Annotated in this window: 18 protein-coding genes; 5 read left to right on the forward strand and 13 right to left on the reverse strand. The window is 65.6% G+C overall.

The window, feature by feature from the left end:
* Positions 1-25: 25 nt before the first annotated feature.
* From R4P57_RS15590 to R4P57_RS15615, 6 genes are all read right to left on the reverse strand, one after another.
* Complete coding sequence (locus R4P57_RS15590; RefSeq protein ID WP_317803735.1) at positions 26-940, reverse strand: 3-methyladenine DNA glycosylase; 915 nt, start codon at positions 938-940, stop codon at positions 26-28.
* Entirely contained in the window at positions 941-2,077 is a 1,137-nt protein-coding gene (locus R4P57_RS15595) for a hemolysin family protein (RefSeq protein ID WP_317803736.1), read from the reverse strand. It abuts the gene before it with no gap.
* Complete coding sequence (locus R4P57_RS15600; RefSeq protein ID WP_317803737.1) at positions 2,070-3,449, reverse strand: hemolysin family protein; 1,380 nt, start codon at positions 3,447-3,449, stop codon at positions 2,070-2,072. The genes R4P57_RS15595 and R4P57_RS15600 overlap by 8 nt, the downstream gene beginning before the upstream one ends.
* Before the next feature lie 344 nt (positions 3,450-3,793).
* The gene (locus R4P57_RS15605; RefSeq protein WP_317803738.1) at positions 3,794-5,230 is read right to left on the reverse strand and encodes a GuaB1 family IMP dehydrogenase-related protein; all 1,437 of its coding nucleotides are present in this window, start codon (positions 5,228-5,230) and stop codon (positions 3,794-3,796) included.
* Between the two features lie 11 nt (positions 5,231-5,241).
* Complete coding sequence (locus tag R4P57_RS15610) at positions 5,242-6,141, reverse strand: DMT family transporter (protein ID WP_317803739.1); 900 nt, start codon at positions 6,139-6,141, stop codon at positions 5,242-5,244.
* A complete protein-coding gene (locus R4P57_RS15615; protein WP_317803740.1) occupies positions 6,138-7,523 on the reverse strand; it encodes a DEAD/DEAH box helicase in 1,386 nt (461 codons plus the stop codon). Before R4P57_RS15615 ends, R4P57_RS15610 begins: the two co-directional genes overlap by 4 nt.
* 64 nt (positions 7,524-7,587) lie before the next feature.
* Between R4P57_RS15615 and R4P57_RS15620 the strand changes: the two genes are divergently transcribed.
* Complete coding sequence (locus tag R4P57_RS15620; RefSeq protein ID WP_317803741.1) at positions 7,588-8,058, forward strand: DUF4262 domain-containing protein; 471 nt, start codon at positions 7,588-7,590, stop codon at positions 8,056-8,058.
* 67 nt (positions 8,059-8,125) lie between these two features.
* Here the strand turns inward: R4P57_RS15620 and gndA are convergent, their stop codons facing one another.
* From gndA to R4P57_RS15640, 4 genes are all read right to left on the reverse strand, one after another.
* On the reverse strand, positions 8,126-9,577 hold the full coding sequence (gene gndA, locus R4P57_RS15625) for an NADP-dependent phosphogluconate dehydrogenase (RefSeq protein ID WP_317803742.1): 1,452 nt from the start codon (positions 9,575-9,577) through the stop codon (positions 8,126-8,128).
* A 158-nt stretch (positions 9,578-9,735) separates the two neighbouring features.
* Positions 9,736-11,490, reverse strand: coding sequence for a DEAD/DEAH box helicase (locus R4P57_RS15630; protein WP_411742371.1), 1,755 nt, complete (start codon positions 11,488-11,490; stop codon positions 9,736-9,738).
* 278 nt (positions 11,491-11,768) lie between these two features.
* On the reverse strand, positions 11,769-12,725 hold the full coding sequence (locus R4P57_RS15635) for a M56 family metallopeptidase (protein ID WP_317803743.1): 957 nt from the start codon (positions 12,723-12,725) through the stop codon (positions 11,769-11,771).
* A gap of 23 nt (positions 12,726-12,748) precedes the next feature.
* The gene (locus R4P57_RS15640; protein WP_032398122.1) at positions 12,749-13,165 is read right to left on the reverse strand and encodes a BlaI/MecI/CopY family transcriptional regulator; all 417 of its coding nucleotides are present in this window, start codon (positions 13,163-13,165) and stop codon (positions 12,749-12,751) included.
* 200 nt (positions 13,166-13,365) lie between these two features.
* Between R4P57_RS15640 and R4P57_RS15645 the strand changes: the two genes are divergently transcribed.
* Both R4P57_RS15645 and R4P57_RS15650 read left to right on the forward strand, forming a co-directional pair.
* A complete protein-coding gene (locus R4P57_RS15645) occupies positions 13,366-14,667 on the forward strand; it encodes an alpha/beta hydrolase (RefSeq protein ID WP_317803943.1) in 1,302 nt (433 codons plus the stop codon).
* Positions 14,668-14,759: 92 nt separating this feature from the next.
* Entirely contained in the window at positions 14,760-17,327 is a 2,568-nt protein-coding gene (locus R4P57_RS15650) for a bifunctional lysylphosphatidylglycerol flippase/synthetase MprF (protein WP_411742381.1), read from the forward strand.
* A 9-nt stretch (positions 17,328-17,336) separates the two neighbouring features.
* Here R4P57_RS15650 and R4P57_RS15655 read toward each other — a convergent pair whose 3' ends face one another.
* The 3 genes from R4P57_RS15655 to R4P57_RS15665 form a co-directional block, all read right to left on the reverse strand.
* A complete protein-coding gene (locus R4P57_RS15655) occupies positions 17,337-18,206 on the reverse strand; it encodes an ABC transporter ATP-binding protein (protein ID WP_317803744.1) in 870 nt (289 codons plus the stop codon).
* A complete protein-coding gene (locus R4P57_RS15660; protein ID WP_317803945.1) occupies positions 18,203-19,213 on the reverse strand; it encodes a FecCD family ABC transporter permease in 1,011 nt (336 codons plus the stop codon). Before R4P57_RS15660 ends, R4P57_RS15655 begins: the two co-directional genes overlap by 4 nt.
* Before the next feature lie 83 nt (positions 19,214-19,296).
* Positions 19,297-20,772 (reverse strand): iron ABC transporter permease, encoded by a 1,476-nt coding sequence (locus R4P57_RS15665; RefSeq protein ID WP_317803745.1) that lies wholly within the window; start codon positions 20,770-20,772, stop codon positions 19,297-19,299.
* Positions 20,773-20,954: 182 nt separating this feature from the next.
* Between R4P57_RS15665 and R4P57_RS15670 the strand changes: the two genes are divergently transcribed.
* Entirely contained in the window at positions 20,955-21,716 is a 762-nt protein-coding gene (locus R4P57_RS15670) for a hypothetical protein (protein WP_411742372.1), read from the forward strand.
* 270 nt (positions 21,717-21,986) lie between these two features.
* Positions 21,987-22,403, forward strand: a complete 417-nt coding sequence (locus tag R4P57_RS15675; RefSeq protein ID WP_317803947.1) for a PaaI family thioesterase — start codon at positions 21,987-21,989, stop codon at positions 22,401-22,403.
* Positions 22,404-22,406 lie beyond the last annotated feature (3 nt).

Genomic DNA, 22,406 nt, shown 5'->3' on the forward strand with positions numbered 1-22,406 from the left:
TGTCCCCACGACAACGATGTCGATGTTACTCGGCGGTAAGTCCGACGCCGAACTCGCCGCTGATCAGTAAATTCTGGCATCGAGCGATCAACGCCGAGCGCAGAGGGGCCGCTTCGGCAGACAGTTCCCCCTGCGCGCGAACGTACTCCGCTCGGCCGGCCGCGGTCTCGATTCGAATGGGTTGGAGATCGTAGTCGCTCAGGTCGTACGGACTCGCGCGCATATCGATCGTTCGCGCGTGCAGAGCCAGCTCGAAGCAATCGGTCAGAAACTCGGAATCGACCAGCGGTCCCAGCTTGTAGCACCACTTGTACAGATCCATGGACGCGTGAATACAACCGGGTTGCTCGGATGTCAGACGCGACTCCGGGGACAGCGGAACAGCGTTGCGCGGCGCTGCATCGGGGGTGAAGAACCGGAAGGCGTCGTAGTGGGTGCAGCGCAACGTCATCGAATCGACCACGGCATCGGTTCCGTCGTGCCCGAGACGCAGTGGCACCTGCTCGTGACGCTGCGCCGAGGTGCCTCCGCGGTAGACCATCGCCCACTCGTGCAGTCCGAAACAGCCGAGCACCGGTGGTCTGTCTCGGGTGGCGGCGAGCAGGCCGAGGGTGAATTCGATGCTCGATCGTCGTCGCTCCACCAGATCCGACCGCACCCGAAAGCCCGGGCCGTCGTCGGTGTCCACCTGCTCGTAGGACGCGAACGCTGCGAAATCGTGCGCGCGATCTCCGGTGAGCACGACGCCGTGACCTGGATTCCATCGGCGCAGCTGACCCGGGCGGTGACTGTAGTAGGTGAACAGAAAGTCGAGCACCGGATGGACGCCGCCGTGGCCCCGGTCGGTCAGATAGTCACCGACGAGGTTCTCCACCCGTGCCGTATGCGCAGCACGACGCGTGGTCCACTGTCCTTCGCTCAGCAACGTCGAGTTGGGCATTCACACGTTCCGTGGGGGAGCGGCCGCGGATTTGAAGCTGGACGACGATTGACCCGGACGAGGACCGGCCACCCGGTGCGTGCCGTCCCGAACCGTACCGACGAATTCCTCGACCAGGTCCTCGAGCGCGACGATGCCGACCGTGGCACCCGTCGCGTCGTGCACGGCACCGAGATGGCTGCTCGCACGCCGCAACTTGGTCAATGCGTCGTCGAGCACCGTGTCGATGGAGACCACCGGTAGTGCCCGCACATCGCTGCGGGGAATGACCGTGTCCGGTCCGGCCGACTCGTCGGCCATGTCGTCGAGTACGTCCTTGAGATGCAGGTAGCCCACGAGTGCCCCCGAGGCGTCGCGGACCGGGTAACGAGAGAATCCCGTTTCGATGACAGCGCGTTCGACGGAGCCCAGCGTCGGTCCGAGTGTGTGATCGGGCCCGGACAACTCGATACTGCGAACCTGGTGAGAGGGAATCAGAACCTCACCGACCGTCCGCCCTGACGTCTCGAGCGCCTGCCGCAATCGTCGATGCTCCTCGGCGTCGATCAATCCCTCGGATCGTGATTCGCCGATCATCTGCGACAACTCGACCGCCGACACCGAGGAACTCAGCTCGTCCTTGGGTTCGATCCGCAGCAGTCGAAGGGTCAGGTTGGCGCACATGTTGTAGAACGAGATCAGCGGCAGCGCCACCTTGATGAAGAGCAGATGGATGGGCACCAGAACCATCGCAGTGCTCTCGGGGCCCGCGATGGCAATGTTCTTGGGCACCATCTCGCCGATGAGAATGTGGAGGACGACCACGAGCGTCAACGCGATGGCGAAGGCGATCGGATGCAGGAAGGACTCGGGAATGCCGACCGCGGCGAGTGGAACCTCGATCAGGTGTGCCACCGCAGGCTCCGCCACACGACCGAGAAGGATCGAGCAGATCGTGATGCCGAGCTGGGCCGCGGCGAGCATCTGCGACAGGTTCTGACCGGCCTCGATCACGCTCTGAGCGCGCTTCTTTCCCTGCGCGAGCAGAGCTTCGAGGCGATCCCGCCGGGCCGAGATCAGTGCGAACTCGGCTCCGACGAAGAATGCGTTGCCGGCGAGCAACAGAACGGCGAGTCCGACGCCGAGGAAATCACCCATCGATCTCACCTTCCGATCTCATACGAGCCACGGCTGCCGCGTCGACGGGCAGGAGTACCACCCGGTCGATGCGGCGGCCGTCCATACGAAGCACCCGTGCAACCCAACCGCCGTCTCTTTCGAGCGGATCCTCGTTCGCCGGGGGAGGCAACAGAACTGCGTCGCCCTCGGTCGGAATGCGACCCAACTCCGTCAGTACCAGACCGCCGATGGTTTCGTACTCGCCCTCCGGTGCCGAATACCCCGTGGCCGACGCGACCTCGTCGATACGCAGCAGGCCTGCGCAATCCCATCCGTCGCCCGATCTGGAGACGTCGAGCTCCGGCTCGTCGTGTTCGTCGCGCACGTCACCGACGATCTCCTCGATCAGATCCTCCATCGTGACCATGCCCGCGGTGCCGCCGTACTCGTCGACGACGAGCGCGACCTGCATACCGTCGGCGCGTACCCGTTCCATCACCGCGTCGCCGTCGAGGCTGGACGGTACGACAGGAACGTCGCGCGCCAGGGACTCGACCGTCGTCGAGCGACGGTGCGCTCCGGCGACGGTGAACGCATGCTTGATGTGAACTACGCCGATGGTGTCATCGAGGTCGCCGTCGACCACTGGAAAGCGCGAGAAGCCGGTCCGCGCAGCCGTTTCGATGAGATCAGCCACGGTGGCGTCGGTGGCGAGCGTCTCGATCTTGACTCGCGGCGTCATCAGTTCCTCGGCCGTGCGGTCGCCGAACTGCAACGACCGATCCACCAGTCGGGCGGTGTTCTCGTCGATCGACCCCTGCCGTGCCGACGTGCGGACCAGCGAACCCAGCTCTTGCGGCGACCGCGCGGATCTCAGTTCCTCCGCCGGTTCGATGCCGAGCCGGCGTACCAGCCAGTTTGCCGAGCCGTTGAGCCCGTTGATGGCCCACTTGAACACCAGCGAGAACCCGGCCATCGCACCGGCGGTGACACGAGCGGTCGACATCGGTTTCGCGATGGCGATGTTCTTCGGAACCAGCTCACCGAAGATCATCGAGAACGAGGTCGCCAGGATCAGCGCTACCGCAAGCGAGATGCCGGCGGAGAGGGTCTCGGATGCGCCCAGCGCGTCGGCCACCGGCCGTATGAAGCCGGCCAGCACAGGTTCGGCGAGATAGCCGGTGATCAGTGTCGTGATGGTGATGCCGAGTTGGGCACCGGACAGCTGAAACGACAGCGTCTTGTGGGCATGCAGAACCTGGCGGGAGCGCAGGTCGCCGTTGTCGGCCTGTGACTCGACCGCACTGCGTTCGAGAGCAGTGAGGGAGAACTCGGCCGCTACGAACAGCGCGGTGCCGGCCGTCAATGCGACGAAACCGAGCAGGCTGACGATGGTGAGAAGAAGAGCCACGCGTCAACTCCGCCTGAGCCGGGACCGTCGAAGCTGGGACAGGAGCATCGCGCCACCGGAGTGCACGTGGCTGCCGAAATCGGTGTCGCCGGGTTTCTCTCCCGGCTCGATAGAGGATCCCTCCGAAGTGGAACTCTCGTCGTGCTGCTCTGCAGTTGCCGGACCGGCAACCGAAATAGTGGGTGCCTCGGGCACCTGATTCCCTTCTGTATGGTCCGCGCTGTGACCCCACCCGTGCGGGACCGACGATTCGACGGCGCCCAGGCACGGGGTGATCGGCCTCGGGCGCATAGCGAGCGCGGACAACTGTGATTGCTGTTGGAGAGTCTAACCGTGAACTGGGGTCACCACCCGGACGGCAGGGGGCGCCCCTCGGCGAATCCGGCTGCGGACTGAACTCCCAGAACTGCGCGTTCGGCCAACTCCGGGAGGCTGCGGGCCCCTGCGTAGGTGCAGGTGCTCCGAACTCCGGCACAGATGTGATCGATCAGATCTTCGACGCCGGGGCGGTCGGGATCGAGGCGCATCCGCGAACTGGAAATGCCCTCCTCGAACAGGGCCTTGCGAGCTCGGTCGAACGCCCCGTCGGTGGCGGTACGGGCGGCAACGGCTCGCTTGGACGCCATGCCGAAGCTCTCCTTGTACCGATTGCCGGATGCGTCCACTCGCAGATCGCCGGGCGACTCGTAGGTGCCGGCGAACCACGAGCCGATCATGACGTTCGCAGCACCGGCTGCCAGTGCGAGAGCAACGTCACGAGGATGGCGCACACCGCCGTCGGCCCACACCGAAGCCCCCAGTTCGGCTGCCGCAGCCGAACAATCGGCCACAGCCGAGAACTGGGGGCGTCCGACACCGGTCATCATTCGCGTCGTGCACATCGCTCCTGGTCCGACGCCGACCTTGACGATGTCCGCGCCCGCCTGAACCAGGTCGCGCGTGCCCTGGGCAGACACCACGTTGCCGGCCGCCAGGGGAACGCCGAGATCGAGGGAGCGTACAGCAGCGAGAGCGTCGAGCATCTTCTCCTGATGCCCGTGAGCGGTGTCCATCACGAGCACGTCTGCACCGGCTTCGACGAGTGCGGTCGCCTTCTCCGCCACATTGCCGTTGATGCCGACAGCCGCGGCGATCCGCAGGCGCCCCGACGCGTCCACGGCGGGGGCGTAGATGCCGGTCCGAACTGCGCCGGTTCTCGTCACGACACCCGCCAGCGAGCCGTCGTCCTCCACGACGACGGCAAGGTGAGCATGCGCCGCCTCGATCTTCTCGAACACTTCCTTGGGCGACGCATGGCGGGGAACGCGCACGAAGTCGGCAGACGCCACGGAACTGAGCCGAGCAAATCGGTCGACGTCGGTGCAGGCGCTCTCGGTGACGACTCCGATGGGCTTGCCGTGTTCGACTATCACGACCGATCCGTGAGCTCGCTTGTGTACCAGCGCCAAGGCGTCGGACACGGACGCGTTGGGCCCGAGTACCGCTGGTGTATCCGCGATCAGGTCACGGCTCTTGACGAATGCGACGGTGTCGGCGACGGCCTCGGTCGGTAAGTCCTGGGGGATGACGGCGATGGCACCGCGACGGGCGACGGTCTCGGCCATCCGCCGGCCCGATACTGCCGTCATGTTCGACACCACGATCGGAATGGTCGTTCCCGAGCCGTCGACCGTACTCAGGTCGACATCGAACCGCGACGTGACGTCGGTTCGGTTGGGGACGAGAAAGACATCGTCGTAGGTGAGATCGTAGGGCGGCTGGTGACCATCGAGGAACTGCACGTTGATCGAGACTACCGGTCGGATGGAGTTCCTGCGTTCGACGCCCGGTCTGCTGCCGTCGAATCGGTCGTGTTCGCCGCCTGAGTGCGCGACAGGAGGACGGTGGTGACGACCATGACGGCGACCACCACCACGATCGTCGCCAGGGCTGCGCCCTCGGTTCTGATTCTCTCGTCCAGGACCGTCACTCCGATGAACGCTGCACCGAGGGGTTCGCAGATCGTGACGGCCGGCATCGATGCGGACAGCGGCCCCACCTGGAATGCGCGTTGTTGCAAGTAGAAGCCGACAACGCCGGATCCGATCAGGGTGTAGGTCTGCCACGCCGTCAGTGCTGCAAGGGGATCGGCGTCGACGAGATCGGTCACGAATTTGGTGAGGGCTGCAGCGAGTCCGAACAACAGACCTCCCGCAGCTCCGAGAAGCAGGGCCCGCAGGCCGGGGGAGGCCAGCACCAGGCCGCCCACTGCCGCGCCGCCGATCACGACAGCGGCAACGATCAGAGGCACGATCCACGCTGCGAGAGGCGCATCGGTTGTGCCTTCGCTGGGGTCACCGACGACGATGAAGACCGCGAGCGCGGCGGCGAGGAGGAACGCGAGTGGGTAGGTCGACCCAGGCAGGGAGCGGCGCGCGAATTTCGCCGACATCGGTAACGCGAACAGGAGGGCAGTGACGAGCAGCGGCTGCACGACGAGGACCGAACCGACCCAGAGGGCCGCAATCTGTACCGCATAACCACCCCCGTCTCCGACCACACCCATCCACCATCGGGGGCTACGGACAAGGGCCGATACCAGCGATGTTCCCTCCGGAACGGACGCAGCGGCGCTCTGCTGCGCCACCGCCGCGCACGCGAACAGGAATGCCGAAACGAGAGCGAGGACAACCGACAACCAGGGCGAGGTCACCCGCGTCGTCCTCTGCTGCCGCCCCGCCTGCCTCCGGCCCGCCCGCTTCGCTCGTGTCGGACGGGTGCGGCACCGCGTCGTGAACCACGCGGTGCTGGTGATTCCGCCGCCTCGGCCGGGAGCGGCCTGCCGATGGGTGTACGAGCCCCGGTCAATCGACGCCACGAGGTGGGATCGGTCTCGGTATCGACCACCGTTGCCGAGACGCCGGCATCGCCGACCATCGCACACACGTGATCCACCTGGTCGGCGGTGGCCAACGTCACGACGGTTCCGCTGGCTCCGGCGCGTGCAGTGCGACCTGCGCGGTGCACGTAGTCCTTGGAATCCAACGGTGGGTCGACGTGGACCACGAGGGTGACGTCGTCGACGTGAACTCCGCGTGCTGCGACGTCGGTCGCGATCAGCGCAGTCGATGCGCCGTCGCCGAAAGCGGCCAGCGAACGTGTTCGGTGCGCCTGAGTCTTGTTGCCGTGCAGCGACGATACCGATACGCCCAGCCGGCGACAGTCGTCGGTGAGTCGGTCGACCGCGTGAGTGGTGCGGACGAACAGCAACGTGCGACCGTCTCTGTTGGCAAGTGCGGCAGCTACTTCGGTCTTGTGGGCAGCATCGACCCGAAACACGTAGTGCGCGATGTCGGGCTCGCTCACCGACTCCGCCGTGGAATGTTCGGCCGGATCGTTCAGGAACTTCTGGACCAGGCGGTCGACGTCCTCGTCGAGGGTCGCCGAGAACAGCAGCCGCTGGCCGCCGGCCGGTGTCGCGGCGAGAAGCGAATCGACCTGGGGCAGAAATCCCATGTCCACCATGCGATCCGCCTCGTCGATCACAGTCACCTCCACGCGATTCAACGTGATCGAGCGTCGTTCGAGCAGGTCGTTGAGACGACCGGGGGTGGCAACCACGATGTCGATTCCGCGCTGGATTTCTCGAACATTCCGCTCGAGCGGAACGCCGCCGACCACACCGACGCTGCGCAGGCCGAACGTCGCACCGTGGACGTCGAGCACTTCCTGGATCTGGAGCGCAAGTTCGCGAGTGGGAGCCAGCACGAGTCCACGCGGTGCACCGGGCTCACTACGACGGCCGGCAAGCCGCACGAGCAGCGGAAGCCCGAACGCGAGAGTCTTCCCCGATCCGGTCGGAGCACGGCCGAGCACATCGCGGCCCGCAAGCGCATCGGGCAGGGCGGCAGACTGGATCGGAAACGGCTCGGAGACACCCGCTTTCCTCAGCGAGTGCACGAGAACCACGGGCAGTCCCAGTTCTGCGAACGATCGAACGGATTGACCCGGCATGGCTGTGACCCTACCGCTGCGTCGACCACGCGTCGGAATCTTCTTGTCGGTGCCCCACGCAATACTCGGAGTAGAACGCATGTTCGATAAGCGTTCGACACCGTGATTGCCGCGGGGGCGATCACACGCAGAGTGCGGGGGAGCTATGTGCAAGATGTGTCAGGGCTACAGCGTCGACGAGTACATCGAAGGTGTGAAACGCACCATCGACAGGTGTGGGTGGGCCCTGCAGTACGTCGAATCGGAAATCGATCCCGACGGTATCCACCCGGCGTTCTGCTACACGGTCGGTCTCACGAATTTCGGCAGCCCGGAGATTGTCATGACGGGGCGCGGGCCGCATGAGTCCTCACGAATTCTCAATTCGCTCGGTGCCTCGGTGGCCTCGGGAATGCTGGAGCTTGAATCCGGAATTGGTTGCACTGCAGCAGGATTCGAGCTGTTCACCATCGACGTACCGGACTGTGCCGACATTCTCTACACAGCATCCGACGTATACGGTCAAGGGTGCTTCAGCGCCGTGCAGGCGGTGTGGAAGGACCTGGAAGGTTCACTGCCGTGGGAGGGCATCCCGTCGACGGTGGTCCAACCGGTCCTCGGGCCGGTGCCCGTCTGACCGGGTTCGGTACGTCCACCGGTGGCGCTGCGTGATGCACGCAGCGCCACCGGCGGGCGATCGTCGGTCAGGCTTCGATCTCGGAACGATCGCCGCTCCACAGAGTGTGGAACTTTCCGTCCGAGTCGGTGCGCTCGTAGGTGTGCGCCCCGAAGAAGTCCCGCTGTCCCTGTGTCAGAGCGGCCGGTAGACGCTCTGCCCGCAACGCGTCGTAGTAGGAGAGCGAGGACGCGAACGCGGGGACCGGAATGCCCAACGAAGCCGCGGTGATGACTACCCGACGCCAGCTGTCGATGGCGTTCTCGATGGCATCACGGAAGTACGGCGCCAGGATCAAACTCGGCAGTTCGGCGTTGTCGTCGTATGCGTCCTTGATGCGATCGAGGAACCGAGCGCGGATGATGCAGCCACCGCGCCAGATCGTGGCGAGGTCACCGGGATGCAGATTCCAGTCGTATTCGGTACTGCCGGCGGCGATCTGGTCGAAGCCCTGTGCGTAGGCGACGATCTTGGACGCGTACAGAGCCCGACTGATGTCGTGCGTGAACTGCTCCGCGTCGGTGGGCTTGTCGGCGAGTGTTCCCGAGGCGAGCCCGACGGCTGCCTTGCGCTGAGCGCGTGACCCCGACAGAGCCCGAGCGAACACCGCCTCGGCGATACCGGTGACGGGAACACCGAGGTCCAGGGCCGCCTTGACGGTCCAGCGACCGGTACCCTTCTGCTCCGCAGCGTCGACGATCACGTCGACGAGAGGCTGACCGGTCTTGGCGTCGATCTGGCGTAGAACCTCGGCGGTGATCTCGACGAGGTAACTCTCCAGATCACCGTTGTTCCACTCGGTGAACACGTCCGCTACCTGCGCCGGCGTGTAACCGAGGGCGTCGCGGAACAGGTTGTACGCCTCACCGATGAGCTGCATATCGGCGTATTCGATGCCGTTGTGGACCATCTTGACGAAGTGTCCGGAGCCGTCGGGTCCGATGTGCGTGCAGCACGGCGTGCCGTCGACCTGCGCTGCGATGGATTCCAGCAGCGGCCCGAGGGCCTTGTAGGACTCGGCCGGACCGCCCGGCATGATCGACGGTCCGTTGAGCGCGCCTTCTTCGCCGCCGGAGATACCGGCACCGACGAAGAGCAGTCCGCGCTCCTTCATGGCCGCCTCGCGACGGATGGTGTCGGTGTAGAGGGCGTTACCACCGTCGATGATGATGTCGCCCTCCTCCATCGCGCCTGCAAGCTCCTCGATCACCGCGTCGGTGGGGTCGCCTGCCTTGACCATGATGAGCACTCGGCGCGGCTTCGCGAGGGCGGCGACGAACTCCTCGATGGTTTCGGTGCGGATGAAGGTGCCCTCGGTGCCGTGCTCGGCGATCAGGGCATCGGTCTTGGCGACGCTGCGGTTGTGCAAGGCGACGGTGTGGCCGTGATGGGCGAAGTTGCGGGCGATGTTGGAGCCCATGACGGCGAGTCCGGTGACTCCGATCTGAGCCAGTTCTGTCGGTTCTGCTGCTGAGGTCATACCGACAGCTTTCCCTGCCGAGAGATTTCGCGCGAGCCAACCCCCCGGCCGGTGTCGAACCCGACCACCGGCAACGACAACGGGTGCCGCATTCGCGAAGAATGCGGCACCCGTTTGTGCAGTTCCGGTCGGATCACGACCTCACGGTGACGAACCGATCAGTGGCTGCGAGCCGGACCGTCGAAACCGTCGTACGAACGACGTTCCGTGCGGCTGCGGAAGCCTCCGGAGCGGTGCTCGTCCTGGCGAGGACCGGACGCGGGACGACGGTTGTCGGAGCCACGACCTTCGTAGCCACGACCCTCGGAGCCGCGGTACGAGCTCGAGTCGGAGCGACGCGGGCGGTCGCCCTGGTAACCCTCGCTGCTGCGGGGGTTGGAGCCCTGGTATCCGCCGCTGCTGCGGGGGTTGGAGCCCTGGTATCCACCGCCGCTGCGGGGGTTGGAGCCCTGGTAGCCCTCGCTGCTGCGTGGGTTCGATCCCTGGTAGCCGGTGCGGGGACGGTCACCCTGGTAGCCCTCGCTGCTGCGCGGGTTGGAGCCCTGGTATCCGCCGCTGCTGCGGGGGTTGGAGCCCTGGTATCCACCGCCGCTGCGTGGGTTCGATCCCTGGTAGCCGGGACGGCTGTTCCGGTCGCGGGGAGCGGACTCGGCGCGCAGGGGCTCACCGGTCGGCTTCTTCGCTCCGGTGATGCTGTTCAGCTCGGCCGAACCGGGCGAGACGTTGACGGCGGTGGCCTTGACGCCGGCCATACCGGTCAGACGCAGAACCTGACGACGCTGGTTGGGGAGCACGATCGCGACGACGGTTCCCTTCTCTCCCGCGCGTGCGGTGCGTCCTGCGCGGTGCAGGTAGTCCTTGTGGTCTGCGGGCGGATCGACGTGGACGACCAGGTCGATACCATCGACGTGGATTCCGCGAGCAGCAACGTCGGTGGCGACGAGGACGGGGGTGCGACCGTTCTTGAAGCGCTCGAGAACGCGGGTGCGCTGATTCTGAGCCTTGCCACCGTGCAGTGACTCCGCGGCGATACCGAGCGCACGCAGGCGATCGGTGATTCCGTCGCAGCCCAGCTTGGTACGCGCGAACATGATGGTGCGGCCGCCTTCGCGAGCACCGATCTCGGAGAGAACGAGATCCTTCTGACCCCGGTCGACCATGAGGACGTAGTGATCCATGGTCCGGACGCTGGCTTTGCCGTCCTGGGTGGAGTGCTCGACGTGATCGGGCAGGAACTGGCGGACCAGCGACTGAACCTCACGGTCGAGGGTGGCCGAGAACAGCATGCGCTGCCCGTCTGCCGGAGTGTCGGCGAGGACGGCACGTACCTCGGGCAGGAAGCCCATGTCGGCCATCTGATCCGCCTCGTCGAGCGCGGTGATCTCGATCGAGTCCAGGATGCAGGTGCCCTGGCGGAGGTGATCGGCGAGGCGGCCCGGGGTGGCGACGAGGACGTCGACTCCGCGTCGGAGCTGCTCGACCTGCTTGTTGAACGGGGTGCCGCCGACGGCGGGCATGACTCGCAGGCCCTGGGCGTTGGCGTAGGGAGCGAGGGATTCGACAACCTGGAAGGCGAGCTCGCGGGTGGGGACCAGCACGAGCGAACGCGGGCGCTTGGCTGCCGGGCGGTCGGTGTGCAGCGACAGGCGCTGCAGGATCGGCAGTCCGAAGGCAAGGGTCTTGCCCGAGCCGGTCTGCGCACGACCGAGGACGTTCTTACCGGCGATCGCGTCGGGAAGTGCCTTCTCCTGAATAGGGGAGGGCACGGTGATCGAGTTGCGCGCCAATGCGGCGACGACTGCCTCGGGCAGTCCGAGATCGGCGAAGGTGAAGGCCGGTGCCGCTACGGGCGTCGGGACTGCCGTGGTGTCGGAAGTGGTGGAAACGGGTGTGTTGGAAACAGCGTGGGTCACGCAGTAAAGCCTCTCCGGATTACGGGCACGCCAATAAGCCCGAAGCTGAGAGCACCCGATGAACCGGGAAACACGGAAAAACAGCCAGAACACATTGATACGAGCCAGGGCACTGTCACCTGGCCATCAGAATGCAGATGAGAACTGCATAAAGTGGGGCTGTTTGTGCCATTTCGATTGCTAGGTCGCGATGGCGACCGATCTCTACTGTACGGGACGTATCGCGAATTGTTCGACTCGAGTCGATGTGACCTGTGCGACCCCTATCGCGGGCGGGCTCACCCGACGAGCTTGCTCAGTTCCTCCAGCCACGGCATGGCGACGTAGATCGTCGGAAGAACGAGGATCACCACGGCCGCGGCGTAGGCAGCCGCGGCGATACGCACATCGCTGCGAGGACCGCTCAAGCGCTGAACACGGATGAGGGTGTGCGGCCCTCCGGCGGCCATCGCACCACGCGGTGCGGTGGATCCGGCACACGTGACCAGTGCCCTGGCCAACGGAGTCGGTCCGGTGACCTTGACCGCCGAATCGTCTGCGAGCAGCTCGACCAGCAGCTGCACGCTGCCGAGTGCGGACCTGCTGCGGACGATCCGCGGGAACGCTTCGTTGACGGCAGTGAATGCTTCCAGGACCAGGTCGTGGCGGGCGCGCAGGTGTGACCGCTCGTGACTGAGGATGGCGGTGACTTCCGCCTCGCACAGGCTGGCCAATGTTCCCCGGCTGAGAACCACCCGCTGACGCAGGCCGGGTAGGCAATACGCGATCGGTTCGGCTGCGTCGAGCACGCGGATGTCTGCATCGCGGAGACCGCGGAAGGGGTTCTCGCCCAAGTCACTTCGATCCAGCAGATCGACGAGCACGCGATGCCTGGAACGTCGACGACGTGTTCTGACCGCTACCTGAACGACGGAGAACATGAGCTTGGCACCGATACCCAGCGTGATGGCGAGGACGACGACGTAGAGGATCCACAGGGGCAGGCCGAGCGCGTCGATCTCGTCGGTCGGTGCCGTCGTGGGACGACCGTCCGGACCGGGGACCAGTAGCAGTCCGCCGATCGCGAGGCCGGAACTGAACGCCGAGAGCACAGCAGCGAGGGCAATTGCTTGCCACAGCACGAGAGCCGCGCGCGGTGACCGGTACGGCCAGCTCGCGCGAGCGAGCACTGCCGGAACCGGCCCGGCCAGGATCAGCGCGAGTACTGCGAATACCAGCGCAGTCGTCGAGTTCATGTCCTCACTTACTGCCGCGAGCGTCAGTCCGTCGGACGGCCATCTCCAGCCGAAGGGGACTTCGATGTCGATTGTGCCACTTCCAATGCGGCGAGCGCCTCACGGAGGGCGGCGGCTTCGTCGGCCCCGACCTGACCGACGAAGTGCACGAGTGCCGCTGCGCGTCCACCCGACGCCGGTGCCTGCGACAGCGCGTCGACCATGAGGCTCGCGACCAGCTCGTCGCGGCCGTGCAACGGGGCATAGCGGTGCGCTCTGTCATCGCGTTGCTGGACGACCAACTTCTTCTTCGCCAGCCGCTGCAGCACCGTCATCACCGTCGTATAAGCGAGTTCGCGATGCGTCGCAAGGGCCTCGTGGACCTGTCGAACGGTCTGGGGATCCGACGACTCCCACAGATGGTCCATCACTGCGCGCTCTAGTTCACCAAGACCAGCCATTCGTCCGAGTCTACGGCTAGTCCGACGCGGATGCGTACTACTCGTGGTAGTACCGACCGGTCAGCTGGTGTGGGATCGGTCATAGACGTGGTCGCGACGAATCGGCGGGTCTCGACCGCCGGGATCCCGGGGCGAATATTCTGTGCTGTGATCGTGCCGCCCCTCGGCCCGACTTTCGAGAAGTGAGCGGAGACGAAAGCGTGGAGTGGTTCGATTCCCTGTCGTTGATCGACGGCCCGGTACCGGTGATCGTGTCCGTTCTCGGCGCCCTCGGTGGTCTGTGGCTGCTCTTCTCGAGATCGCGGCGATACGCCACGCGTGCGCTGCCGATCGCCGCGACGTCAGCGATCGTCGTCACGGCGATCGGCTACGTGGTGGTCGAGAAGGTGTGGCGACCGTTCCCGGACCCGATAGAGACCGCGATCTACGTGTGGATCGGAGTCGGCCTCGCTGCGCTGTTCGCGGTGATTCCCCGGTCTTTGGCCGCGCGAGGGGTGCTGGGCACGCTGGCTTCCGTGATTGCGATGGTGTTCGTGGTGGCGGCGTCGGCCTTGCACATCAACCTCGAGTTCGACGCCTATCCCACCGTGGGCAACGCTCTCGGGGCCGAGTCCGCAGCGCGTATTCAGTTCTCGGATGTGCCCGCTGCGGTAGAACAGACCGTCACCGGCACGCCGCTCGACTCGGTCTGGACCGCGCCAGGAGATCTGGCGGCCGCCGGGAGAATCACCTCTGCCTCCATTCCGGCCACCGCGTCGAACTTCTCCGCACGAGATGCGGAGATCTACCTGCCGCCCGCCTACTTCGCCGATCCTCGTCCCCTCCTGCCGGTTCTCGTGCTGCTCGCAGGCCAGCCGGGAGCGCCCGAGGATTGGCTCAACGGCGGAAAGCTCGCCGAGACCATGGACAACTTCGCTCGCGATCACTCGGGTCTTGCGCCGGTCGTCGTTGTCGCGGACGGAACCGGGTCGTCGATGGCGAATCCGCTCTGTGTCGACTCACCCCTGGGCAACGTGGACACGTATCTCTCCCGCGACGTTCCCGACTGGATCGACAGCGCGCTGCAGGTGGACCCGAATCGCGCGCACTGGGCGATAGGTGGATTGTCCTACGGCGGTACGTGCTCGATTCAGATGGCGACCAATCATCCCGATGTCTATCCCACCTTTCTCGACCTCTCCGGCCAGCGCGAGCCGACTCTCGGCGATCGAGACCGAACTGTGCAGCAGGCTTTCGGAGGAAACTCTGCGGCGTTCACCGCCATCAACCCGCTCGACCTGCTGAAATCACGTCAGTATCCCGACTCGGCCGGTATTTTCGTCGTGGGGTCGGACGACAAGGACTACAAACCGGGCCAACAGGAGATGTACGACGCGGCGAAGGCCGCCGGAATGGACGTGCAGTACGTGGAGGTACCGGGCGGACACAGCTTCGCGGTGTGGTCGGAAGGCCTCCGACGTGAGCTCCCATGGTTGGCAACGAGGACAGGGTTGATGTCGTGAACGTGACGGATCCGGAACGACCGTCCGCTTCGAACCCCGAAGCACCGACCTCGGCGGTGGGAGACGCGCACGACCCCGCCGATCCGTCGTGGATGTCCAAGCGCACCGAATCCCTGAGGTCTGGCGCGTCTGCGGTGATGCGCCAGCTTCGCCGGGTGTGGGCGCTCATCGTGTTCGGTGCGGTGGGAGCACCGGTCAGTTTCACCTTGCTCGCCGTCGTCTGGGTGATGGGCATCGTCGCCGCTGTCGTGGACAACCGGGGCGAGATGGACAAGTACTTCGCCGTGGGCATCATGCCGTTCGAGCACTGGCATCTGTGGACCCCGCTCACCTCGGGTCTGGCGGCACCCAATATCGCGGGTTGTGTGGTGGCCACGGTAGGGGTGCTGCTCGCCGCCGCACCGATCGAGCGCCGTATCGGATCCCGTCGCTTCGCCGTCGCGGCGTTCGTGACGCAGGTGGCCGGTTCGCTGTTCGGCCTCGGTCTCGCGGTCCTGGCCAAGACCTTCGACGCGGACTGGGGATTTCGGTTGCATGTCGGAACCGCTGTTGGCCCGACGACCTGGATCTTCGGTGTGGTGCTGGTCGCGACTTCGCGGATGGATACGTTGTGGCGCAGGAGAATCCGCGTCGGCGTGTTGGCCCTACTGGTGACGTTGGCACTGTTCGGTGGGCACCTGCAGGACGTCGTTCGGCTCGCCGCGGCGGTGATCGGTCTGATCGCGGGTCCGTGGATCGTCGGCCGATCGGCACGTGGCCCTCGATTGGCGGGTACCCAACGCGAAGGTCGGGTGCTGGTAGCGCTGATCGTCGCCGCGAGCGCCCTGGGTCCGGTGCTGGCGGCACTGAGCCCCAACGCTGTCGGGCCGTTCGCGGTACTTCGTGATGTGGTGCGGGGGGTTCCGTACACGGCGGCCGAGGTGCGCGAAATCTGCGCCGACGCGACCACCGACCCGGTCGAATGCCGTCGTGGTCTGCTCGATCTCAGACTCGGGGGAGTCGGCCCGACCATCCTGAGCATCATGCCGTCGCTGTTCCTGCTCGTGGTCAGTGACGGCCTGCGCCGAGGCAGGCGTTTCGCATGGGCGATGGCGGTGGTCTCGCAGGGGATTCTGCTCGCACTGTCGGTGGCCAACTTCGCAATCCGGTTCCTCGAGTCCGGTGACGACCAGTCCCTGTTCTACGGATTGGAATCGCCGACGGCGTACCGCACGGCAGTGCCGTTCCTGCTGCCACTGATCGTGTTGCTGGTCCTGATCGTCACCCGCAAGTTCTTCGACGTGTCGGCACCTTCGGGTACCTATCGTCGATGGGCGACCTCGGTGGTCGGGGTGGCAGCGGGACTCGCCCTGATCTACTCGATCGGTGGGTATCTGGCCCGAGGTGGCTTCGCCGATTCGCCGTCCTTCGGCGGATTGCTGGTGGACTTCCCGCAACGATTGATTCCCCCGGTCTACCTGCAGTGGCTCGAGCCCGCCCTGCTACCGCAGAGCACACCGACCACCCTGCTCTTCGAGTGGACCGGCGTGGTGTTCTGGGTGGTGGTCTGTGTGCTCGCCGCGAGTACCTTCCTCACCCCGGTGTACGGCACCGAGACCGACGCCACCGAACGGGCACGCGGATTACTCATGTCGAGCAGCGGGTCTGCTCTGTCGTGGATGACGACCTGGCGCGGCAACAAGTACTGGTTCGGTCCCGACGGCCGCAGCTATGTCGCCTACCGCGTCATCTCCGGCGTGGCACTGACCACCGGGGATCCCGTCGGTCCGCGGGAGTCCTTGCGGGACAACGTCGTCGACTTCGCCGAGTTCGCCTCCGAGAACGGATGGATCCCGTGCTTCTACTCCGTCACTCCCGACGTCCGCCGCATCACCGACTCCCTCGGCTGGGGAGGAATCCAGGTCGGTGAGGAAACGGTTCTCGACCTCGACGGAATTGCATTCACCGGCAAGCGATTCCAGGACGTGCGAACTGCACTGAACAGAGCGAAGAAGGCCGGCGTCGTCGCCGAGTGGATTCGTTTTCCTTCTGCCCCGCTGGCGATCACGGACCAGATCACGGCTATCTCGGAGGAATGGGTCGCGGACAAGGGGATGCCCGAGATGGGCTTCACTCTCGGCGGTCTAGAGGAGGTCGACGACGAGAACGTGCGGTGCCTGATCGCCGTCGACGAGCACCGGACCGTGCACGGGGTGACCTCGTGGATGCCGGTGTACGAGGACGGCGTCATCGTCGGATGGACGCTCGATTTCATGAGACGGAGATCCGAGGGCTTTCGGCCCACGATGGAATTTCTCATCGCATCGGCCGCTCTGCTGCTCGAGCAGGAGGGGGCCCGATTCCTCAGTCTTTCGGGCGCACCCCTGGCCAAGGTCGACGAGAAGCAACCCGAACACGTCTCCAGTGCCGAGCAGTCGACTCTGTCGGGACTGCTCGAGCGACTGCTCGACGTCCTCGGACGCACCCTCGAACCCGTCTACGGATTCCGTTCACTACTGGCGTTCAAGTCGAAGTTCCAGCCTCGCTACGAACCGATGCACATGACCTTCGCAGATCCGGCCGCACTGCCCAGTATCGGCAATGCGATCGGCCGGGCATATCTGCCCGACGTGTCGATCGGTCAGGGTGTCAAGCTGGTACGCACGATGATCGAGCGGTGAGACTGCGCGCTACCGCTCGGTGGATGCACCTGCGGCGGAACGACTTTCGGACCGGACCGGTCCACCGACCGACCCGTAGACGTGCCGGGTGCCGATCGGAACGATGAGCGGACGATCGGACATCGGGTCGTCGATCACGGCGGCCTCTAGGCCGAACACGTCGAGCAGAAGCTGCTCGGAAATCACGTCCTGCGGCCGACCCGAGGTGACGATCTGTCCCTGCTTCATCACGATCAACCGGTCGCTGTAGCGAATCGCCAGGTTCAGATCGTGCAGGACCATGACGATGGTGCGGCCGAGTTCGTCGTGCAGGCGGTCGACGAGATCGAGGACCTCGATGGAGTGCGCCAGATCGAGGTAGGTGGTCGGCTCGTCGAGCAGAAGGATGTCGGTGCCCTGGGCCAGTGCCATCGAGATCCACGCGCGTTGCCGCTGGCCACCGGACAGCTCGTCGACAGGTCGGTCGGCGAGGTCGCCGACTCCGGTCAGTTCGAGTGCGTTCGCCACCTCGGCCTCGTCGTCCGAGCTCCACTGCCTGATCCACGACTGGTGCGGGTGACGACCGCGTGACACGAGATCTGCGACGGTCAGCCCTTCGGGAGCGGTCGGTGCCTGAGGCAACATCCCGAGGGTGCGGGCCACTTCCTTGGTCTTCATCGAGGAGATCGCTCGACCGTCGAGCATCACGCTGCCTGCCTTGGGCTTGAGCAGACGGCCGAGCGAACGCAGCAGCGTCGACTTTCCACAGCCGTTGGGTCCGATGACAGTGGTGATGACGCCGGTGTGAATCTCGAGATCGAGGTGCTCGACGACGGTGCGGTCGCCGTAACCGAGGCTCAGATCGTTCGCGATCAGACGCGAGGTGTGGCTGGTTGTCATACGGAGGCCTTTCGATTACTGCGAACGAGTAGGTAGAGCAGGAACGGTCCGCCGAGGGCCGAGGTGACGATGCCGACCGGGAGCTCCACCGGCAGGATCGTGCGAGCGATCAGATCGCTTGCCACGACGAGCAATCCACCGAGAAGTGCCGACGCGATGATCGGCGGGCCGGGCGTTCGCAGCACCCTCAGCGCGATCTGAGGGGCGGCGAGCGCCACGAATCCGATAGGTCCCGCGGCGGCGGTGGCGATCGCGGCGAGTGCGACGGCAGCGAGCAACATCATGGCCTGACTGTGTTGCAGGCGAACACCGAGCGATCGTGCGTTGTCGTCGCCGAGTCGCAGGGCACCCAGCGTGAACGTCGCGACGACGGTGCCGCCGCCGACGAGGACAACCGCAATGGCGACCGGCCAGACCGCGGCCCAGTCCGCTCCGTTGAGCGACCCGTTGAGCCAGACCTGAGCGCGCGAGACGTCGTTGATGTCGGCGCTGATCAGCAGCCAGCCGATCACCGCGGTGAGCATGGCGTTGAACGCGATGCCGACCAGAATGAGGCGGAACCCGTCGACGCCCTTGCGCCAGGCGAGGGCGTAGATCGCGATCGCGGTGAGCAGCCCGCCGATCAGTGCCGCGAGAGGAAGGCCGAGGGTGGCGAGCAACCCGCTGAAGCTGCCACCGCCGAGAACGATCAGTGCGACAGCAGCGGCACTGGAACCGGCGGTGATACCCAGGATATCGGGGCTGGCGAGGGCATTGCGAGAGATCGACTGCGTGATCGCGCCGGAAATACCGAGTGCGGCCCCGACGAGGAGCCCGGTCAGTGATCGGGGCAGTCGCAGGTCCATCACGATGAATCGTTCGATCCTCGAACCGCCGCCGAGCAGCACGTCGAGGACCTGCACGATCGACAGCGGGAAGTCGCCTCGGCCGATGTTCACGCACGTGACCAGCACCAGCGCCGCAGCCAGGAGGACGGTCGTCAAAACCATCACTGGCCGTCGGACCATCGAGATCGGACCGAGGCGAAACGCAGGCCGGGTGCGAACGACAGCAGGGCCGGGCGATGGTGTGGGGGACTGCACGTCGGCGGTCACAGGCCGACCAACTTCCGGCGTCGAACGAGAGCAATGAAGAACGGCGCTCCGATCAGTGCCAGAACGATGCCCACCTGAAGCTCGCCCGGGCGCACCACGACCCGGCCGATGACGTCGGCGATCATGAGCATCACTCCGCCCATGAGGCCCGCATAGGGCACCAGCCAGCGGTAGTCGGGTCCGGTCACCGCGCGGGCGATGTGCGGAACGACGAGGCCGACGAATGCGATGGGCCCGCATGCTGCGGTCGCGGCACCGGTGAGCAGCGTGATGGCGAGGATGCCGACGGTGCGGGTGATCGCGATGTTGGTCCCGAGCGATCGTGCGACGTCCTCGCCGAGGCTCATGACGTTCAGGCCGGGGGTGCTCGCCAGTGCGATGAGGACGCCGATCACCAGGAACGGCAAGACCTGCCAGAGTACGTCGAGGCCGCGTCCTGCAACGGATCCGACCACCCAGAAGCGGTAGCCGTCCAAGCTGGTCTGATCGAGCAGAACGACGGCGTTGGTCATGGCCGAGAGAAAGAATGCGACGCCGGCCCCGGCCAGCGCGAGATTGACCGGACTCGATCTGCCCGACCCGATCGACGAGAGTCCGAACACGACGATGCTCGCCACCGCCGAACCGGCGAACGCGAACCACAGGTACTGACTCGGCGAGGTGAACCGGAACAGGTAGATGGCCATCACGACGAAGAACGCCGCCCCGGAATTGAGGCCGAGCAGGCTGGCGTCGGCCAACGGATTTCGGGTGTGCCCCTGGATGAGAGCACCTGCGATACCGAGCGCGATTCCGACGACCAATGCGAGCACCGTGCGGGGAACTCGCAGCGTGCGCACGATGATGTCGGTGTCGGTGCCTGTCGAATTCAGCAGCGCATGAGCGATTTCGGCGAACGTCAGTGGTCGTGCGCCGATGGCGATGCTGGCGAGGATGCCGGCGAAGAGAGCGGCGACCAGGACGGCCAAGCCGAGCAATCTCCGCCGCCGAATGGCAGCGACCGAACCGTCTTTGGGGATGGGCTCGAATCCTTCTGCTGCCGCGGTCTTGTCGCGAACGACCTCGGATGACGAAGCGTCGATCCCGAACTGGCGCCGGAGGGCACGACGAGCACCTATCGGACCGTGCGTGGCGCTGTCACGCAGTATCAGACCCATCCAGCGTTTACCGGTGCTCTGGCCTTCGTTGCCGTCGCGGTAGCCGCGATTCCAGACGAACAGAGCCAGGGCGACGCACACCGAGATTGTGCCGAACACGAATCGGTCCGCCTGGCCGCCACCGTTGTCGTCACGGAGCGCGTCGACGATCGACCAGCCGACGAACACGGGGACCAGCACGATCAGTGCGTCGATCGCGGCTGCAGCGATGCGAGAGCTACGCCGCGGCGGCCCGGTGGGCACGTCCTCGGTCCCGTACGGCTCGTCGGAAGACCGGCGTGCGCCGTGGGGGCCGAGTAGCGGAGCTGTTGTCACAGTGCTCGTGACTCCTCGCTGTTTCGAAGGGACTCGGTTTAGGTTACGGAACCCTTGCTCGAAGCGTGAGGCGAGGTAAGGGTAGCGGTGCCTGACCCGCTTTACGATCTGGTTAGGCTAGCCTACATTTACCGGGTAGGGGTGCGACGCGTGCACCCGCCGAGAACCTAAGGAGTGATCAGGTGTCAGTTGCAACAGCGTCATACACGGGCTGGGCCGATGTGCATCGATTCTCGAATCGATCCGGCGGGGCGGCGCTGTTGGCCGACTCGTGCGCGACCCTGCGTGCACTCAACCCCGACTACCCGCGGATGTACGCGGTGGCGGCCATGGCGAGCGAGGGCAAACGCCGTTGGTGGCAGCTGGCGGTGGGTCTCGACGACGGTCGCGTCGAGCAGATGTACCGACGATCGCTCGAGGATCTCGATGTTCCCGAGGCTGCGGCAGTGCAGGTCGCGACGGCCCTGATTCACGCCGTCGTCGGGCGCGTGGCCGCGCTGCTGGTTCTGGAGTCACGCGCCTGGGATCCGGGCATCGACAATCTGTGGATCCACATGGACAGCGACGGCGGGATCGATTGGGCGGGAGTGGCATCGCCGATCCTGCGAGTGCTCCCCGAGGATCCCGCTGCGGGTGAGCCCGGCACGGTCACGCTTCCGTGCGAACAGGCGCTGTTGGTCTGGACTGCACATCGCTGCACGACGTCGCTCGGCGCGGTGTTCCGCGCGATCACCGAGCGCGCACCGCTGGACGCGCGTGTCTTCTGGGCTCTGGTCGGTGACGCCATCCTCGGGGCCTCGACGTACGTGCCGGTTCTGGCGGGTGCGAGCGCATCGGCAGGTGCCCGCCGGGGACAGATGCTCCTCGACGCCATGGTCGCCGCTGGGGCTCCCGTCCGCTCACGCGTCGGGGTTCCGGGGCGTGCGAGACTCCGGGCATCGTGAAGGCCTTGCGTCTGAACTAAGGTTTGCCTATGCTGACTTCGTACCAACGGACCGCGCCGGAGTCCTGAGGGCTGCAGTGACTCCCGGTCCTTGCCACGGTGGGCCTCTCGTTCTTCGACGAACGAGAGGCCCACCGATTTTTGTGGGTCGATCGTCGTGTATCTCTGAACGAGAGTCGACAGCCGAGTCGGCCGGACCATCTCGACGCAACCGGAGGGCACAGCTATGACGGACTCGAACGGCACGACGGAAGAGACCACCTTCGACTCCATGACGGCGGAACAGCTCACCGAATTGTGTGCACGAGGGTTCGACGGGGTCGTCGGCCTGCGATACCTCGAGGTGTCCGGCGACGAGGTGCGCGCGGAATGGACCGTCACCCCGCAACTTCATCAACCGGCCGGAATCATGCACGGGGGCGTGCTGTGCTCGGTGGTCGAGTCGGTGGCCAGTATCGGTGGATCGGCCTGGTTCGGCTCCCGCGGACACGTGGTCGGAACCAACAACAACACCGACTTCCTGCGCGCAACTCGATCGGGAACCCTGACCGCGCACGGACATCCGATTCATCGGGGCCGCACCCAGCAGCTCTGGCAGGTCGACATGACGGACGAGAGTGGACGCCTGGTTGCTCAGGGCAAGGTCCGGCTGGCGAATATCGAAAACATGGCGCGTCTGGGACAGTGATGC

This window comes from Rhodococcus sp. IEGM 1330, from assembly GCF_033142445.1.
Taxonomy (GTDB): domain Bacteria; phylum Actinomycetota; class Actinomycetes; order Mycobacteriales; family Mycobacteriaceae; genus Rhodococcoides.